Annotated in this window: 17 protein-coding genes; 9 read left to right on the top strand and 8 right to left on the bottom strand. The window is 73.2% G+C overall.

Annotated features, from left to right (window positions below):
• Positions 1 to 44: 44 nt before the first annotated feature.
• The 5 genes from EBH09_RS33500 to EBH09_RS33480 all read left to right on the top strand — a co-directional run bounded on the left by EBH09_RS33500 (position 45) and on the right by EBH09_RS33480 (position 5,009).
• On the top strand, positions 45 to 764 hold the full coding sequence (locus tag EBH09_RS33500; protein WP_121750576.1) for a ferredoxin reductase: 720 nt from the start codon (positions 45 to 47) through the stop codon (positions 762 to 764).
• 303 nt (positions 765 to 1,067) lie between these two features.
• Positions 1,068 to 1,652: a hypothetical protein gene (locus tag EBH09_RS33495; protein ID WP_121750575.1), complete on the top strand. Its 585-nt coding sequence runs from the start codon at positions 1,068 to 1,070 to the stop codon at positions 1,650 to 1,652.
• A gap of 192 nt (positions 1,653 to 1,844) precedes the next feature.
• Positions 1,845 to 2,813, top strand: coding sequence for an acetylxylan esterase (locus tag EBH09_RS33490; protein ID WP_121750574.1), 969 nt, complete (start codon positions 1,845 to 1,847; stop codon positions 2,811 to 2,813).
• Between the two features lie 143 nt (positions 2,814 to 2,956).
• Positions 2,957 to 4,123, top strand: a complete 1,167-nt coding sequence (locus EBH09_RS33485) for a serine hydrolase domain-containing protein (protein WP_121750573.1) — start codon at positions 2,957 to 2,959, stop codon at positions 4,121 to 4,123.
• Between the two features lie 142 nt (positions 4,124 to 4,265).
• Positions 4,266 to 5,009 carry a GntR family transcriptional regulator gene (locus tag EBH09_RS33480; RefSeq protein ID WP_121750572.1) on the top strand — a complete coding sequence of 248 codons (744 nt, stop codon included), beginning with the start codon at positions 4,266 to 4,268 and terminating at the stop codon, positions 5,007 to 5,009.
• Between the two features lie 8 nt (positions 5,010 to 5,017).
• Here EBH09_RS33480 and EBH09_RS33475 read toward each other — a convergent pair whose 3' ends face one another.
• Positions 5,018 to 5,743 carry a class I SAM-dependent methyltransferase gene (locus EBH09_RS33475; protein ID WP_121750571.1) on the bottom strand — a complete coding sequence of 242 codons (726 nt, stop codon included), beginning with the start codon at positions 5,741 to 5,743 and terminating at the stop codon, positions 5,018 to 5,020.
• Between the two features lie 4 nt (positions 5,744 to 5,747).
• A complete protein-coding gene (locus tag EBH09_RS33470; RefSeq protein WP_121750570.1) occupies positions 5,748 to 6,335 on the bottom strand; it encodes a PadR family transcriptional regulator in 588 nt (195 codons plus the stop codon).
• 78 nt (positions 6,336 to 6,413) lie between these two features.
• Here EBH09_RS33470 and EBH09_RS33465 point away from each other — a divergent pair, with 78 nt between their 5' ends.
• From EBH09_RS33465 to EBH09_RS33455, 3 genes are all read left to right on the top strand, one after another.
• A complete protein-coding gene (locus EBH09_RS33465) occupies positions 6,414 to 6,824 on the top strand; it encodes a nuclear transport factor 2 family protein (protein ID WP_121750569.1) in 411 nt (136 codons plus the stop codon).
• 364 nt (positions 6,825 to 7,188) lie between these two features.
• Complete coding sequence (rho, locus tag EBH09_RS33460) at positions 7,189 to 8,328, top strand: transcription termination factor Rho (protein ID WP_121750568.1); 1,140 nt, start codon at positions 7,189 to 7,191, stop codon at positions 8,326 to 8,328.
• A 118-nt stretch (positions 8,329 to 8,446) separates the two neighbouring features.
• Positions 8,447 to 9,628 (top strand): serine hydrolase, encoded by a 1,182-nt coding sequence (locus EBH09_RS33455; RefSeq protein WP_193776671.1) that lies wholly within the window; start codon positions 8,447 to 8,449, stop codon positions 9,626 to 9,628.
• Positions 9,629 to 9,647: 19 nt separating this feature from the next.
• Here EBH09_RS33455 and EBH09_RS33450 read toward each other — a convergent pair whose 3' ends face one another.
• From EBH09_RS33450 to EBH09_RS33440, 3 genes are all read right to left on the bottom strand, one after another.
• Complete coding sequence (locus EBH09_RS33450) at positions 9,648 to 10,580, bottom strand: glutaminase (RefSeq protein WP_193776670.1); 933 nt, start codon at positions 10,578 to 10,580, stop codon at positions 9,648 to 9,650.
• A 107-nt stretch (positions 10,581 to 10,687) separates the two neighbouring features.
• Complete coding sequence (locus EBH09_RS33445) at positions 10,688 to 11,704, bottom strand: asparaginase (protein ID WP_121751138.1); 1,017 nt, start codon at positions 11,702 to 11,704, stop codon at positions 10,688 to 10,690.
• A 53-nt stretch (positions 11,705 to 11,757) separates the two neighbouring features.
• On the bottom strand, positions 11,758 to 12,435 hold the full coding sequence (locus EBH09_RS33440) for a FadR/GntR family transcriptional regulator (RefSeq protein WP_121750565.1): 678 nt from the start codon (positions 12,433 to 12,435) through the stop codon (positions 11,758 to 11,760).
• Positions 12,436 to 12,621: 186 nt separating this feature from the next.
• Between EBH09_RS33440 and EBH09_RS33435 the strand changes: the two genes are divergently transcribed.
• Positions 12,622 to 13,680, top strand: a complete 1,059-nt coding sequence (locus tag EBH09_RS33435; protein ID WP_193776669.1) for an acyl-CoA desaturase — start codon at positions 12,622 to 12,624, stop codon at positions 13,678 to 13,680.
• Positions 13,681 to 13,711: 31 nt separating this feature from the next.
• Here EBH09_RS33435 and EBH09_RS33430 read toward each other — a convergent pair whose 3' ends face one another.
• Genes EBH09_RS33430 through crcB (EBH09_RS33420) form a run of 3 tightly spaced genes read right to left on the bottom strand, consistent with a single transcriptional unit; the run spans position 13,712 to position 15,434 of the window.
• Positions 13,712 to 14,548 carry an undecaprenyl-diphosphate phosphatase gene (locus tag EBH09_RS33430; RefSeq protein ID WP_121750564.1) on the bottom strand — a complete coding sequence of 279 codons (837 nt, stop codon included), beginning with the start codon at positions 14,546 to 14,548 and terminating at the stop codon, positions 13,712 to 13,714.
• A 38-nt stretch (positions 14,549 to 14,586) separates the two neighbouring features.
• On the bottom strand, positions 14,587 to 14,961 hold the full coding sequence (gene crcB, locus EBH09_RS33425; protein ID WP_121750563.1) for a fluoride efflux transporter CrcB: 375 nt from the start codon (positions 14,959 to 14,961) through the stop codon (positions 14,587 to 14,589).
• On the bottom strand, positions 14,958 to 15,434 hold the full coding sequence (gene crcB / locus EBH09_RS33420; protein WP_121750562.1) for a fluoride efflux transporter CrcB: 477 nt from the start codon (positions 15,432 to 15,434) through the stop codon (positions 14,958 to 14,960). The genes crcB (EBH09_RS33425) and crcB (EBH09_RS33420) overlap by 4 nt, the downstream gene beginning before the upstream one ends.
• Positions 15,435 to 15,554: the final 120 nt, after the last annotated feature.

Here is a 15,554-nt window from a genome sequence, read left to right as displayed (position 1 = left end):
CGGCGCACACGACAGGGTCCTTCACTCCCCCGACGCGGTTCGCCGTGCCCGGGCGCATCGAGGTGGACGGCGCGGCGGCCGGGACGTGGCAGACCGCCACCCTCACGGAGATCCGCCGCGAGACGCACCGCGCGTCCACCTTCCGGTTCGCCGTACCCGGCTGGGCGGGCCATCTGCCCGGCCAGCACCTGATGCTGCGGCTGACCGCCGAGGACGGGTACGTGGCCCAGCGCCACTACTCGCTGGCGTCCGCGCCGGACGACTCCGGGCACATCGAGCTGACCCTCGACCACGTCGAGGACGGCGAGGTGTCCGGCTGGTTCCACACGGTCGCCCGGCCCGGTGACCGGATCGAGGTGCGCGGCCCGCTGAGCGGCTTCTTCGCCTGGCCGGGCGACCGGCCCGCCCTGCTGCTGGGCGCGGGCTCCGGCGTGGTACCGCTGATGTCGATGGTGCGGCACCACCGGGCGCTGGGGCTGACGGTGCCGCTGCGACTGCTGGTGTCCGCGCGCACTCCCGGGGAACTCATCTACGCCCGCGAGCTCGGCACGGAGACGACCCCCGTGTTCACCCGCGGCGCGCCGGCCGGGACGCCCGTGGGCCGGATGACGACCGCGCACCTGGCACCGCTCCTGGCCGAAGCGCCCGCCGGCGGCTGGGAGGCCTACGTGTGCGGCTCCAACTCCTTCGCGGAGCACGCCTCGCGGCTGCTGGTGGCGGCCGGTCAGCCGGTGGACCGGATCAGGATCGAACGCTTCGGCTGACCCACGGCCGGGCCGTGGTGGACGGCGCCCCGCGCCCCGCCCCGTTGCCGGACGCCCCTCGGCCTCCGAACCCCTGGGGCCGCACCGGCCGCGCCGGTTTCCCTCACGCACCGCCGGGCACCTGTCCGCGGTGCGGAGCAGTCGTCCGGCGTTCCGGGGGCGACATGGTGAGCGAGGCGTGCCGAACGGGGTACCAGACCTGGGCGGGCACTCGCACGCGTGGCGCGACGCGGAGACACGGCGGCCCCGGCTCTCGCGGCCGTCCGCCCGGCCTCCGGTCGCTGTGATCGCGAGGAGGTCGACATGCGAACCCGGGTACGCGGCTGGCGCATGCGGCGCAATCCGCTGCGGCGCCGGTCGGACGTCGTCGAGGCGTGGACCGTGCTGGTGGTCGCGGTCCTGCTGATCGTGGGGGCACCGTCGCTCGGAGCCGCCGCGGCCTGGTGGGGCCACGGTCAGGCCCAGGCGGTCGCGGCGGAGCAGCGCGCGGAGCGGCACCCGGTCCGCGCCGAGGTGGCCGGCCGGACTCCCGACACGGTGCCGTCGGTGCAGGGCGGCGGGCAGCACTCGTACCGGGCGACCGTCCGCTGGAGCATGCCGGACGGTACCGAGCGGAGCACTACGGCCCGTATCCCGGCCGGCGCCGGGCACGGTGACGTGGTCGACGTGTGGCTGGACTCCCGGGGCAAGAGCGTGCCGCCGCCGACGGACGGTTCCGCGGTCTGGCAGCACAGCGTCACGGTCGGCGTGTGCACCACCATGGGGACGGCGCTCACGGTGCTCCTCGCGCACTGCGCCGTACGCAAGGTGGCCCTCCGGCACCGGATGGCCGAGTGGGACCGCGACTGGGCCCTCACCGAGCCCCAGTGGACACACCGCCGGGCCTGACGGGACGCCGGTGACCCGATCACCTGGCCCCGGCCCCGGGGCTCGGCACGGTCCTGGCCGGCGTTCGATCCGTCGAACCGCAGGTCAGGTCGGTGGGCCGCCCCTGGACGATCTGGCGAGTCCTCCGACCACTCACGTACGGTGTGATCACCCGTACGGTCCGGCACTGTCTCCCCGCAAAGGCGGTTCTCGATGGCCCTGTTCGACCTTCCGCTCGAAGAACTCCGCGCCTACCGCAGCGCGTCGGCCGAGCCCGAGGACTTCGACGCGTTCTGGAGCAAGACGCTCGACGAAGCCCGCGCGCACGATCTGGACGCCCGCTTCGAACCGGTCGACACGGGACTGTCCACGGTACGGGTGCACGACGTCACGTTCGCCGGGTTCGGCGGTCACCCGGTGAAGGGCTGGCTGATCCTGCCGGCCGTGGCGGAGGAACCACTGCCGCTGATCGTGGAGTTCGTCGGGTACGGTGGCGGGCGCGGGCTGCCGCACGAGCACCTGCTGTGGGCGTCCACGGGCCGGGCGCACTTCGTGATGGACACCCGCGGCCAGGGCAGCGCCTGGGGCGGCGGTGGCGGGACGGCGGACCCCGTCGGCGGCACACCCGCGTACCCGGGCTTCATGACCCGCGGCCTGGACGCCCCCGAGAACTACTACTACCGCCGCGTCTTCACCGACGCCGTGCGCGCGGTCGAGGCGGCCCGCTCCCACCCGCTCACCGATCCCGCACGCACGGTCGCCCTCGGGGGCAGCCAGGGCGGCGGCATCACGATCGCCGTGGGCGGCCTGGTGCCGGACCTCACGGCCGTGGCGCCGGACGTGCCGTTCCTCAGCGACTTCCCGCGCGCGACCAAGCTCACGGACCGGCACCCCTACCGGGAGATCGGCCTGTACCTCAAGACGCACCGCGGCCGCACCGAGGACGCGCTGCGCACGCTGTCCTACTTCGACGGCGTGCACTTCGCGGCGCGCGGCCGGGCGCCCGCGCTGTTCTCGGCGGCCCTGGAGGACCAGACCTGCCCGCCGTCGACCGTCTTCGCGGCGTTCAACGCCTGGGCGCACGAGGACAAGGCGATCGAGGTGTACGACTTCAACGACCACGAGGGCGGCGGACCCTTCCAGGAGGCGGCCAAGCTGCGCTGGCTGCGCTCGTACCTCTGACTCCGCCTGTCCGGCCGCCTCGTCGCGTTCCCGCCACGGGGCCGGGTCGGCGGACTTCCGCCCAGTCCGACCAGTCGGTACGTTCAGGGAGCCGGGCCGCACCGTCGCGGTCCGGCTCCCGGCGTACGACGGAGGGCGGCCCCATGTCCGAGGACGAGGAACAGGTTCACGGCCACTGCGACACCCGCTTCGCGGCGGTACGCGCGGTGTTCGAGGAGAACTTCCGAAGCCGCGGCGAACTGGGCGCCGCGGTGACCGTCACCGTGGACGGCGCGACGGTGGTGGACCTGTGGGGCGGATGGGCCGACGCGGCCCGAACCCGGCCGTGGGAGGGGGACACGCTGGTCAACGTGTGGTCGACGTCCAAGGGCCCGACCGCCCTGTGCGCCCATGTCCTCGCCGACCGCGGACTGCTGGACCTCGACGCGCCGGTGGCCGTGTACTGGCCCGAGTTCGCGGCGGCGGGCAAGGAGAAGGTCCTCGTGCGGCATCTGCTGTCGCACCGCGCCGGTCTGCCGGGGCTGCGCGAGCCGCACTCGGCGGCGCAATTGTACGACTGGGACCTGACCACCGGTCGGCTGGCGGCCATGGAGCCCTGGTGGGAGCCGGGCACCCGGTCCGGATACCACGCGCTCACCTACGGCTTCCTGGTCGGTGAGGTCGTGCGGCGGGTGTCGGGGCTGCTGCCCGGGGCGTTCCTGGAGCGGGAGGTGACCGGGCCGCTCGGCATCGACTTCACCATCGGGTTGCCGGAGAAGGAGACGGGGCGGGCGGCCGAGCTGGTGCATCCGCGGGTGGCCTCCGACAGCGCGCAGGCCGCGGTCTTCGCCCAGTTGGCGCCCGCGGCCGTGGCGGCGCTCACCAATCCCCCGACAGGCGCCACGGAGGCCAACACCGCCGCGTGGCGGGCCGCCGAGATACCGGCGGCGAACGGACACGGCACCGCGCGGGCGGTGGCCGCGCTGTACGGGATCCTCGCGGGCCGGGGCGCGTACGACGGCCACCGCGTGCTGTCCCGGGAAGCCGCCGAGCGGGTGCGCGAGGGACAGGGCCCCTGCCGCGATCTCGTCCTCGGCGCCGGCTTCGCGCACGAGACCGAAGTCGGGCTGGGGCTGTGGCTCAGCGGCCCCAATGGCTCCTACGGTCCCAATCCGCGGGCTTTCGGACACGACGGCTTCGGCGGCTCCTGCGGTCTGGCGGACCCGGACGCCGGGGTGTCGCTGGGCTACGTCATGAACCGCATGGGACCGCGCATCGCCGACGACCCGCGGAAGACGGCACTGGTGGAGGCCCTGTACGGCGCCTTGTGAAGGGGTGACGGACGGTCGACGCGCGGGTGAGGTTTCGGCCGAACCGGCGGACAGCTCTTCCAGGTTGGTTTAGACCAATGATAGTTCTGGTGGCGCACCGAGCCCGCGCGGCTACCGCACGTCACCAACAGGAGGGCGCGGCATGGTCCGCACCACCCCGCACGACCCCCCGTTCACCGACGCACAGCCCCTCTACCGGCGGGTGGCCGTACAGCTGCTCGGCGAGCTTCGCGACGGGACCCTCCCACCGGGCGCACGGCTGCCGGGCGAACGCCGGCTGGCCGAGCACTTCGAGGTGAGCCGGGAGACCGTGCGGCAGGCCCTGGAGGTGCTGCGCCGGGACGGCCTGCTCGCGACCGACCGGCGGGGCAGCCACGCCGCCCTGCCCGGACCACCCGCGCAGAGCCCGGCGTCCCTCACCTTCCCGGTCGGCGCCCGAACCGCGGAGCCGTCCACCGGCGACCGGGCGACCGTCGCCTGGGAGGTTCCCTCGCCGGAGCACGCAGCGGCACTGGGGCTGGCGCCTGGCCGGCCGACCCTGGTGCACCGCTACCTGTCCGCGACCGCCGACGGAACCGGCCGGCGGACCGCCGTCACCTCGTTCTCCGCCGTGGCGCTCGCCGAGGTCGAGGAGTTGGCCCGGTACCGCGACCGCGCCGACGGCACCGCGTCGGCGCACCTGCGGCGGGCCTACGACTGGATGCGCCGGGCGGGCCTGACCCTGCATCACCGCGACACGATCAGCCACCTCGCGGACACGCCGTCGGTGCGGGTCGTGCGGCGGGTGCACGACCAGTACGCACGGCCCCTGGAGATCACGGACCTCCTCGTGGACGCCCGGCAGGACGCGCTGGTCTACGAGTTCACCCTGCCGGCGGCCGGCTGACCCCGCCGTCAGGGCAGGCGCCGGGCCACGACCATCCGGACCCGCGGGCTGCCGTCGGGCCGGCGCCCGAACCCCGGCAGGGCCTGCAGGTCCGTCCGGAAGCCGGCGCGCGCCAGTTCCCGGCCCACGTCCCCGAGCCGGAACGTCCGGTAGTACATGACGAACGGCGGCCGCCACAGCGCGTTGCGCGCCCGCATCACGGCGTCGAAGCCGAGCAGCGTCCAGTAGCCGCGGGAGCCGGGGCGGGGCGGCGCGACCACGGGGAAGGCGAAGCAGCCGCCCGGGCGCAGTACGGAGCGCACCTGGGTGAACAGGCCCGGCAGTTCACGGGGCAGGAAGTGCCCGAACGCACCGAAGCTGACCACGAGGTCGAACTCGGGACCGAACGGCAGGGCACGGGCGTCCGCGCGCACCCAGGAGACCGCCGGCCCCTCGGGCACGACGCGCCCCCGCGCGACCTCCAGCATGCCCGCGCTGAAGTCGACCCCCGTCACGCGCTCCCGGCACACCCGGGCCAGTACGTCCACTCCCGCGCCGGTACCGCAGCACAGGTCGAGTCCGGCGCCGAACGGCCCCATCGGCGCCAGTGCCGAGGCCACGGCGTCGAGCACCCGGTCCGGCGTCCGGTACGGGGTGTGCTCGAACTTCGGGGCGAGCAGGTCGTACCCGCGCTCGACCGACGACAGTGCCTGGACGGCGAGTTCGCGCAGGGTGGGGCCTTCGGGGCTGAACATCCGGTCAGCCTAGAGGCTGCCCGGCGGGTCCGGCGGGGGCGCGCCGCTCCCGCAGCACCGTGAGGACGCGCTCGCACCAGCGGGCGTTCTCGCGTTCGAAGGTGATCCCGGCCAGCAGGGTGAGGTAGGGCCCGACGCGGCCGGAGTCCCGCAGGTGCTCCTCCTCCCCGCGCCCGTCCAGGAGGCGCTCACGGACGCGCTCGTAGCGGGCCAGCTTCCCCAGGGCCCAGGACCTGCGCTCCTCCACCAGCTCGCGGACCCGATCCGGGTCCACGCCGTCCATGGCCTGCATCTTGATCAGGAACTCGTCCCGGATGGCGGTGGGGCGCCGGGTCGGCTCGGCGGCGAAGGCGCGCAACTGCTCCCGGCCGGCCTCCGTGAGCGAGAACAGCCGCTTGGTGGGCCTGCGTTCCTGCGGCACCGTCCGCGCCTCGATGAGCCCGTCGCCCGCTAGGCGCTCCAGCTCCCGGTAGAGCTGCTGCGGCGTGGCGGGCCAGAAGTTGGCGAGCGAGACGTCGAACACCTTGGACAGCTCGTAGCCCGAGGCCTCGCCCTCCAGCAGGGCGGCCAGGACGGCGTACTTGAGAGACATGTCGACACGCTAGCAAGCGGAGGCTAGTCTACTCCGCACCTATTCAAATAGTTCAGTACTTCTCATCGAGGAGATACGATGCAGGCATTCCGCGCGGCGGTCGAGGCCCACGACCTCGACGCCGTCGAGGCACTGCTGGCCGAGGACGTCGTCTTCACCAGCCCCGTCGTGTTCAAGCCCTACCACGGCAAGGCGATCACGGCCGCGATCCTGCGCGGCGTCACCCGCGTCTTCGAGGACTTCCGCTACGAACGCGTCATCGGCGAGGCCGGCGGCCCCGACCACGCGCTGGTCTTCACGGCGCGGATCGGCGACCGCGAGATCGGCGGCTGCGACCTCCTGCACCTCGACGAGTCCGGCCGCATCGACGAACTCACGGTGATGGTGCGCCCGCTGTCGGGCGCGCAGGCTCTCCAGGCCGCGATGGGCGCGCAGTTCGACCGGATCGCCCAGGAGGCGCAGGAGGCTCAGGGACGTTCGGGCGCCTGAGTCCTGCCCGGCACACGCGGAAGACGGAACAGAACCCCGTCCCACCCTCGCCGAACGGGGGTGGGACGCAGCGAACGTCCCACCCCACCGCCGCTCGACCACTTGCCGTGGTAGGCTGCCTTCAGCACTTGTGTACGCCCCATGCGGGCGCCGGTGCCAGTTTCCCTTCGGTTCGCCGACCCGCCCGTCCTTGTGCGACCGGCGCGTCCGCTTTTCAGCACAACCTCGTGAGCAGGGCCTTTCCCCGCCGTACCCGAGGTGCTGTTCCCGCCGTCCGGAGGCGTGTCGTCCGACCCCTCGCACGGCTTCTCCCCCCCTCCCTTCCGCATGACCCATGCCCGTGTCCTCGAAAGGACCGAACGCCATGACCACCACACTCGAACGCCCCCCTGTACAGCAGTCCCCGGCCGAGACCGCGAACGGTGTCCTCGACATGGACGCGGGCGGGAAGGGGTACTTGCGGGGCAGCAGCCTCCAGCCCGAGCCGTCCGACCTCTCCCTCTCCCCCGCGCTGATCCGCCGCCACGGCCTGCGCAAGGGCGACCTGGTCGAGGGCGTGCGCGGCGACCGGCGGACCCTGACCGACGTCGTCCGGGTCAACGGCCGCACGCCCGACCGGCAGGGCGGCCGACGGCACTTCCACGACCTGACGCCACTGCACCCGCACGAGCGGCTGCGCCTCGAACACCCGGCGGCCGGCCTGACCGGGCGGGTCGCCGATCTGATCGCCCCGGTCGGCAAGGGCCAGCGCGGCCTGATCGTGGCCCCGCCGAAGACCGGCAAGACCGTCCTCCTCCAGCAGATCGCCGCCGCCGTCGCCGGCAACCACCCCGACTCACGCCTGATGGTGGTGCTGCTCGACGAGCGGCCCGAGGAGGTCACCGACATGCGGCGCTCGGTACGGGGCGAGGTGTACTCCTCGACCTTCGACCGGAGCGCCAAGCAGCACATCGCACTCGCCGAGCTCGTGATCGAGCGGGCCAAGCGCCTGGTCGAGGCCGGTGAGGACGTCGTCATCCTGCTCGACTCCCTCACCCGGCTGTGCAGGGCGCACAACAACGCCGCCTCCTCCGGCGGCCGCACGCTCAGCGGCGGTGTCGACGCCGGGGCGCTGCTCGGGCCGAAGCGGTTCTTCGGCGCCGCCCGGACGGCCGAGGAGGGCGGTTCGCTCACCATCCTCGCCACCGCCCTGGTGGAGACCGGCTCCCGTGCCGACGACTTCTACTTCGAGGAGCTCAAGGGCACCGGCAACATGGAGCTGCGGCTGAGCCGGGAGCTCGCCTCCCGCCGGGTCTTCCCGGCCGTGGAGATGAACGGCTCCGGCACCCGCCGCGAGGAACTCCTGCTGTCCGCCGCCGAGTCGACCGCCGTACGAGGGCTGCGGCGGGCCCTGGGGGGCCGGGACGAGCAGTCCGGTCTGGAGACCCTGCTGGAGCGGATGCGCCAGACGCCGGACAACGCCACCTTCCTGCGGCGCGTCCAGCCGACGCTGCCCACCGACTGACGCCGCGCGTTGCCGGTGGGCCCCGGCCGGCTCACCTGCCTACGGCATCCGGGTGCTTGTGGGCGCGACCCGGCCCGGGCAGCGTGGCGGTCCGGGGGCCCGTTCCTACGTTTGCGGTATGACTATCGGATTCTCATCCCGGGCGGCTCGATCCACCTGTGTGCTCTGTGTGGCAGGGCTGCTGACGCTCATGCCCGCCGCCGCGGCCGCCCGTGCGGTGCTGCCGGACCCGGGTCCGCCCGGCGGACCGGGCGCGGCGGCGGCTCAGGCGTCGCCGCTGCACCGCTCCGGGACACAGGTCCGGCCCCGCCCCGGCGCGCCCGGGGTCCCCGATGTCTCCGCGCTGTCCTGGGTGGTCGCCGACGCCGGCACCGGCGACGTGCTGGCGGCACACGACGCGCATCGCAGACTGCCGCCGGCCAGCACCCTCAAGACCCTGTTCGCTCTCACGGTGCTGCCGGTCCTGCCGGGCGGCATCCGCCACGAGGTGAGCGCCGACGAGCTGACCGGCATCGGCCCCGGCAGCAGCCTGGTCGGTGTCGTCGAAGGCCACACATACCGCGTCTCCGACCTGTGGAACGGCGTCTTCCTCAACTCCGGCAACGACGCCGTCCACGTCCTCGCCTCGCTCACCGGCGGCTGGAGCGCCACGGCCGCCCGTATGCAGGCCGAGGCCCGCGCCCTGGGCGCCCATGACACCCACGTGCGCTCACCCGACGGCTACGACGCGCCGGGCCAGGTGTCGTCGGCGTACGACCTGGCGGTCTTCGGCCGGGCGGGGCTGCGCAACCCGGACTTCGCGCGGTACTGCGCCAAGATCGACGCGATGTTCCCCGGCCGGAACGGGAACTCCTACGGGATCATCAACACCAACCGGCTGCTCACCGGGGCGGACGGCGTGGAGCCGTACCCGGGGCTGATCGGCATCAAGAACGGCTACACCAGCAACGCCGGCAACACACTGATCGCGGCCGCCCGCCGAGACGGGCGGGCCCTGGTGGTGACGGTGATGAACCCGCAGGAGGGCGGCGGCCACGCCGTCTACGAGGAGGCCCGCTCGCTGCTCGACTGGGGCTTCGAGGCGGCCGGGCACGTCGACCCGGTGGGATCGCTGGAAGCCGGGAGCGCCCGGCCGCTGCCGGGCCCGCAGGCCGTGCCCGCGGCGGTCGTTGCGGCGCGGCCCTCGCGGGACGACGCGGGCTGGCCGGAGACCGGTGCCATCGTGGGCGTCGCCGGGCTGGGCGCGGGGGCCATGGCACTGGCGCTGCGGCTCAGGCTGGTGCGGGCCGAGGAGAGTTGACGGCGCCCGGGCCATCCGGTCAGAACACCGACAGGCCCGTGAGTGTCGCGAAGCGGTCCAGCGCCGCCACGCCGGCCACCGAGTTGCCCCGCTCGTCCAGGCCGGGGCTCCACACGCACAGCGTGCAGTGGCCCGGCACCACCGCGATGATGCCGCCGCCGACCCCGCTCTTGCCCGGCAGACCCACCCGGTAGGCGAACTCGCCGGCCGCGTCGTACGTCCCGCAGGTCAGCATCACCGCGTTGACCTGCTTGGCCTGACTGCGGCTCAGCAGCCGGGTGCCGTCCGCGCGAACGCCGTGCCGGGCCAGGAACCCGGTCGCCAGGGCGAGGTCCGCGCAGGAGGCGGCGACGGAGCACTGGCGGAAGTACTGCTCCAGCAGGACGGGCACGGGGTTGTCGATGTTGCCGTACGACGCCATGAAGTGGCCGAGGGCGGCGTTCCTGTCGCCGTGCGCGGCCTCGGAGGCGGCGACCTCCTCGTCGTAGGTCAGGTCCGGGTTGCCGCTCTCCGCGCGCAGGAAGGCGAGCAGTTCACCCGCCGCGTCCCCGGTGCGGGTGTGCAGGCGGTCGGTGACGACGAGGGCGCCCGCGTTGATGAACGGGTTGCGCGGGATGCCGTTCTCGTACTCCAGCTGCACCAGGGAGTTGAACGGGTTGCCGGACGGTTCGCGGCCCACGTGTTCCCAGAGCGCGCCGCCCTCGCGGGACAGGTCGAGGGCGAGGGTGAAGACCTTGGTGATGGACTGCACGGAGAAGGGCTCGCGCCAGTCCCCCACCCCGTACACCGTGCCGTCCGGCTCGGCGACGGCCATGCCGAAGCGGCGCGGGTCGCAGGCGGCGAGCGCCGGGATGTAGTCGGCGGGCCGGCCGCTGCCGGGGGTTCGCTCGATCTCCTCGGCGATGCGCTCCAGGATTGGCTGGAAGGTCGTCCACGTACTCATGCTCGCCATTCTTCCTCCGGGCCGGTCCCGGCGCGCAGTCGGGCCGGAGCGGTGCCGCTGCCCGCCAGGATCTCCGGCCGCGGCAGGCGCGGTGCGCCGCTCGACCGAGCGGCGCGCTACACGCGCGAGGCGGTCGCAACGGTGTCCAGCGCGGGTACCGGGCGTACGCGTCCCACCGGCTCCCCGCCGCCGAGCAGCGGTTCACCCGCGAACTCCGTGAGCAGCCGCGGCGCGACACCGGCCCGCGCGAGGGCCGCCGCCGCGACCGGGACGCGGGCACGGTCGGCGCCGTCGGCTATCTTCACGGCGATCGCACTGCCGTCGGGCCGGGCGGCGACCTGGACTCCCTCGAAGCCGTCCTTGGCGAGCAGCCCGGGCACGGCCCGCATCAGGGCGGCGACGTCCCGGCCGGACCCGGAGGCCATCTCGGCGTGCTCGCGCATCGCGTCCGCCACGCGGGCCTCCGGGGTGCCTGGGAGCGCGGTGGTGATGCGGGCGGCGGCGCGGGCGAGACCGTGCAGGGAGATCGCGAACAGGGGCGCGCCGCAGCCGTCGACGGTCACCCGGGCGACGCGCTGCCCGGTGAGGTCCTCGACGATCTCGGCGATCGCCTGCTGGAGCGGGTGGCCCGGGTCGAGGTAGTCGTCCAGGGACCAGCCGTTGAGCACGCAGGTGTACAGCATGGCGGCGTGCTTGCCGGAGCAGTTCTGGGCGAGCCGGGAGGGGAGGCGGCCCTGACCGACCCAGGAGTCCCGGACGACCGGGTCGAAGGGCAGGTCGGGGACGTTGCGCAGGTCGCTCTCGGTGAGTCCGGCGAGTTCGAGGACGCGCCTGGCGCCGGCGAGGTGGCGTTCCTCGCCGGAGTGGCTGGCGGCGGCGAGCGAGAGCAGTTCGCCGTCCAGCGGCAGACCGGCGCGGAGCATGGCGACGGCCTGGACCGGCTTGAGCGCGGAACGCGGGTAGCAGGCGGCCTCGATGTCCCCGAGCTGGAGGCGTACCTCTCCGTCCGGGGCGAGGACGACGACGGAGCCGTGGTGGACGCCCTCGACGACGCCGCCGCGTACCAGGTGGGCGACGGATGCGTGGCGGGGTTCGCGGATGGGGGGCGGATCCGCGGGGGAAGCGCTGTACATCACTGCCTGGGGGTCGGAGGCCGGCGCGGTCGCCTGCTGCTGTCGGTGCTCGCTCACGCCTCGGGTGCGCCTTCCGTGGGGGTGTCCGTGCGGGTGGGGCGCACGATGTCGGTGAGGGTGGTCTCGACGCGGTCGAGGTGGTGGGCCATGGCCTCTTCCGCGTCGTGGTCGCTGCCGTCGAGCAGCGCCTCGACGATGGCCCGGTGCTCCCGGTTGGACTGTTCGCGCCGGCCGCCCAGTTCGTTGAGGAAGGCGGACTGGCGGGCCAGCGCGTCGCGGATCTCCTCGATGACCCGGCGGAAGACCGGGTTCTGCGCGGCCTCGGCCACGGTGAGGTGGAAGAGGGTGTCCATCGCGACCCACGCGGTGGTGTCCGTCTCCCGGTCCATGCGGTCCAGGAGATGGGCGAGGCGGTCGAGGTTGTCCGGGGTGCGGCGGCGGGCCGCGTAGCCGGCCACCGGGATCTCGACGTGGCGGCGCACCTCCAGCAGGTCGTCGGCCGTGTAGTCGCCGAAGGTGGGGTCCTCGACGGCACCGGCGACCACGAAAGTGCCCTTGCCGGTCCTGGAGACGGTCAGCCCCATGGTCTGCAGGGCGCGCAGGGCCTCGCGGAGTACCGACCGCGAGACCTCCAGGGTGCGGCACAGCTCCGCCTCGGAGGGGAGCTTGTCGCCGATCGCGTACTCGCCGCGCTCGATCGCGCCGCGCAGGTGGCCGAGCACCGCTTCCATGGCGCTGACGCGCCGCAGGACCGGAGCTGCTGTCTGGCTGTCTGACAGGTTCACGGAGTGATCCTGCGGGCCGGGCGGGAGGGCTGTCAAGGGAGGACCGCGGGGGCGGGGGTGGTGCTAGCCACCCCCTGCTTCGGGTGGCAGCCGTCATTCTGCGGCCGGGGAAGCGCCCGGATACTGAGGCACATGGCCAACTCAACGGTGCTCATCGAGAGCCTGCCCACCCGGGAACTGGAAAAGGGACGCGAAAAAGGGAGCGACTTTTCCGAAATCTCACGGCGTATAGCCGACGCGGGGCTGCTCCGGCGCCGCCCGCTCTATTACACGGTCCGTTTCGGTGCCGTCGCCCTCGCGCTCGCGGGCGGTGTCGCCGCCTTCGTCACGCTGGGGAACAGCTGGAGCCAGCTGTTCGTCGCGGTGGCGCTGGCCGTCGTCTTCGGCCAGCTCGGGCTGGCCGCCCACGACCTCGCCCACCGGCAGGTCTTCTCGCGCCGGCGCCCCAGCGAGACCGGCGGTCTCCTGGTGGCGAACCTGCTGCTGGGCATGAGCTACGGCTGGTGGATGAACAAGCACACGCGCCACCACGCGAATCCCAACCACGAGGAGAAGGACCCGGACGTCTCCCCCGACATCCTGGTGTGGTCACGGCGCCAGGCGAGCAGGGCCAAGGGGCTTCCCCGCTTCGTCGGGAAACACCAGGCCGCCCTGTTCTTCCCGCTGCTGACGCTGGAAGGTCTCAATCTGAGTTTCAACAGTTTCAAGGCCCTGCGCAGCCCGTCGATGAAGCGGCCGGTTCTGGAGGGCACGCTCCTCGTCGCCCACTTCGCCCTGTACTTCGGCGGTCTGTTCACGGTCCTCTCCCCCGGCAAGGCGCTCGCGTTCATCGCCGTGCACCAGGGGCTGTTCGGGGTCTACCTCGGCTCGGTCTTCGCTCCCAACCACAAGGGCATGCCGATGATCGAGGAGGGCACGCGGCTCGACTTCCTGCGCCGCCAGGTCCTCACCTCCCGCAATGTGCGGGGCGGCGTGCTCGTCGACGCCTTCATGGGCGGCCTCAACTACCAGATCGAGCACCACCTCTTCCCCAGCATGCCGACGCCCGCCCTCTCCAGGGCCCAGGACATCACCGAGCGGTACTGCGCCGAACTGGGCGTCCCCTACCACCAGACGGGCCTGCTCGCGTCGCACCGCGAGGCGCTGCGGCATCTGAGGAGCGTCGGCGAACCGCTGCGCCACGCCCACTGACCAGCGGGGCGGGCCGGGTCCGGCCGCGCGGTCAGCTGTGCAGCACGCCCGCGCCGAGCAGCCCGAAGAGCAGGACGCCGACCGCGATCCGGTAGATGACGAAGGCGTTGAAGGAGTGCTTGGCCACGAACTTCAGCAGCCAGGCGATCGAGGCGTAGGCGACCACGAAGGAGACGAGGGTGCCGACCGCCAGCGGGGCGGCACCCGCCCCGGTGCCCAGGGCGTCCTTCAGCTCGTACAGTCCGGCGCCGGTCAGGGCCGGGATGCCGAGGAAGAAGGAGAGCCGCGTGGCGGCCACCCGGTCGAGGTCGAGCAGCAGGGCGGTGGACATGGTGGCACCGGAGCGGGAGAAGCCCGGGAAGAGCAGGGCGAGGATCTGGGAGCCGCCGACCAGCATCGCGTCCTTGAACGAGGTGTCGTCCTCACCCCGCTTGTGCCGCCCCGTGCGGTCCGCCACCCACATCACGCCGCTGCCGACGATCAGCGAGCCGGCGACCACCCACAGCGAGGCGAGCGGTCCCTTGATCAGCGGTTTGGCGGCCAGACCGACGAGCACGATCGGGACCGTCGCGAAGATGACCCACCAGGCGAACCTGTAGTCGTGGTGGTAGCGCTCCTCCCGGTCGGCCAGGCCGCGCGCCCAGGCGGAGAGGATCCGCACGATGTCCTTGCGGAAGTAGACCAGCACGGCGGCGATCGCACCTACCTGGATGACCGCCGAGAACCCGATGACGGCGTCGTCGTCGACGGGGATGCCCATCAGCCCCTCGACGATCTTCAGGTGGCCGGTGGAGGAGACCGGGAGGAACTCGGTGACGCCCTCGACGGCTCCGAGGACGACGGCCTGGCCGATGCTGATGACGCTCATGAAGTCCTGTCCTACTACACGCGGGGCGGTGCCTCGTGTCAGGCCCAGAGCGCGTCGGCCAGTGTCACCCCGGCGTACGCCGCCCCCAGGCCGGCCGCCACACTCGCCGCCACGTTCACGGCGGCCAGGAGGCGTGTGCCCGTCTCGGTCAGCCGGAGCGTCTCGTAGGAGAAGGTCGAGTACGTCGTGAGGGCACCGCACAGCCCGGTCCCGAGCAGGAGCCGCAGCTCGGAGCCCGCGGCTCCCGCGAGTGCCGCGCCGGTCAGCAGGCCCAGTACCAGACAGCCGACGACGTTCACCGTGAAGGTGCCCCAGGGGAAGACCGAGTCCTGCCGCGCCTGCACCGCTCGGTCGGTGAGGTAGCGGAGCGGGGCACCGACCATGCCGCCCGCGACGACCAGAAGCCAGTTCACGACGATCCCTCACCCTTCGCGTCCGTGTCCCCGCGTGTCCCGGGCGGCGCCGCGCGACGGGTCGCCCAGGTGGCGAGCCACACCGCCGCGAGCGCCGCGAGCGGAGTGGCGGCGAGGTAGAGGAGACCCGTACGGGCCTGGTGGGCGGCGAACAGGTCACGGAGGTCGACGGCGTAGGTGGAGAAGGTGGTGAAGCCGCCGAGGACGCCGGTGCCCAGGAAGGGCCGGACGAGGCGGTGGGCGTCCCGCACCTCGGTGACGACGACCATCAGCACGCCGATCAGTGCACAGCCGGCGACATTGACCCAGAAGGTCGTCCAGGGGAAACCACCCGTCTGCGTCGGCCACCACAGGGAGGCCGCGTAGCGGGCGGCGGCGCCCGTGCCGCCGCCCAGGGAGACGGCCACGACGACCGGCGCCTGGCCGCGCCGGGCGGGCCGGCCGGCGGCGCTCTCGGTGTTCGGGACTGTCATGGTCGTACGTCTCCTACTCGCCGGGCAGGGGATGCCCCCGTTCGCAAGTAGGGACCGTCGGCGGCAGCGGTGCCGCGGTTCGGGTACGGCGGGCCCCACCGCCGCGCCGCGCGCACCGGG

The organism is Streptomyces sp. E2N166 (genome assembly GCF_003671715.1).
Classification (GTDB): Bacteria; Actinomycetota; Actinomycetes; order Streptomycetales; family Streptomycetaceae; genus Streptomyces; species Streptomyces thinghirensis.
Note: the sequence above shows the minus strand (reverse complement) of the source record. Positions and strands in the feature narration are given on the sequence as shown.

Excerpts from the sequence above, each read along its gene's own strand:
- EBH09_RS33440 (WP_121750565.1), bottom strand. The coding sequence starts at position 12,435 with ATGGAAGCGGTGCTCGGCCACCTGCGCGGCGCGATCGAGCGCGGCGAG.
- EBH09_RS33470 (WP_121750570.1), bottom strand. The coding sequence starts at position 6,335 with ATGTCTCTCAAGTACGCCGTCCTGGCCGCCCTGCTGGAGGGCGAGGCC.
- EBH09_RS33465 (WP_121750569.1), top strand. The coding sequence starts at position 6,414 with ATGCAGGCATTCCGCGCGGCGGTCGAGGCCCACGACCTCGACGCCGTC.
- EBH09_RS33485 (WP_121750573.1), top strand. The coding sequence starts at position 2,957 with ATGTCCGAGGACGAGGAACAGGTTCACGGCCACTGCGACACCCGCTTC.
- crcB (WP_121750562.1), bottom strand. The coding sequence starts at position 15,434 with ATGACAGTCCCGAACACCGAGAGCGCCGCCGGCCGGCCCGCCCGGCGC.
- rho (WP_121750568.1), top strand. The coding sequence starts at position 7,189 with ATGACCACCACACTCGAACGCCCCCCTGTACAGCAGTCCCCGGCCGAG.
- EBH09_RS33450 (WP_193776670.1), bottom strand. The coding sequence starts at position 10,580 with ATGGCGAGCATGAGTACGTGGACGACCTTCCAGCCAATCCTGGAGCGC.
- EBH09_RS33445 (WP_121751138.1), bottom strand. The coding sequence starts at position 11,704 with ATGTACAGCGCTTCCCCCGCGGATCCGCCCCCCATCCGCGAACCCCGC.
- EBH09_RS33475 (WP_121750571.1), bottom strand. The coding sequence starts at position 5,743 with ATGTTCAGCCCCGAAGGCCCCACCCTGCGCGAACTCGCCGTCCAGGCA.
- EBH09_RS33490 (WP_121750574.1), top strand. The coding sequence starts at position 1,845 with ATGGCCCTGTTCGACCTTCCGCTCGAAGAACTCCGCGCCTACCGCAGC.
- EBH09_RS33480 (WP_121750572.1), top strand. The coding sequence starts at position 4,266 with ATGGTCCGCACCACCCCGCACGACCCCCCGTTCACCGACGCACAGCCC.
- EBH09_RS33430 (WP_121750564.1), bottom strand. The coding sequence starts at position 14,548 with ATGAGCGTCATCAGCATCGGCCAGGCCGTCGTCCTCGGAGCCGTCGAG.
- EBH09_RS33435 (WP_193776669.1), top strand. The coding sequence starts at position 12,622 with ATGGCCAACTCAACGGTGCTCATCGAGAGCCTGCCCACCCGGGAACTG.
- EBH09_RS33455 (WP_193776671.1), top strand. The coding sequence starts at position 8,447 with ATGACTATCGGATTCTCATCCCGGGCGGCTCGATCCACCTGTGTGCTC.
- EBH09_RS33495 (WP_121750575.1), top strand. The coding sequence starts at position 1,068 with ATGCGAACCCGGGTACGCGGCTGGCGCATGCGGCGCAATCCGCTGCGG.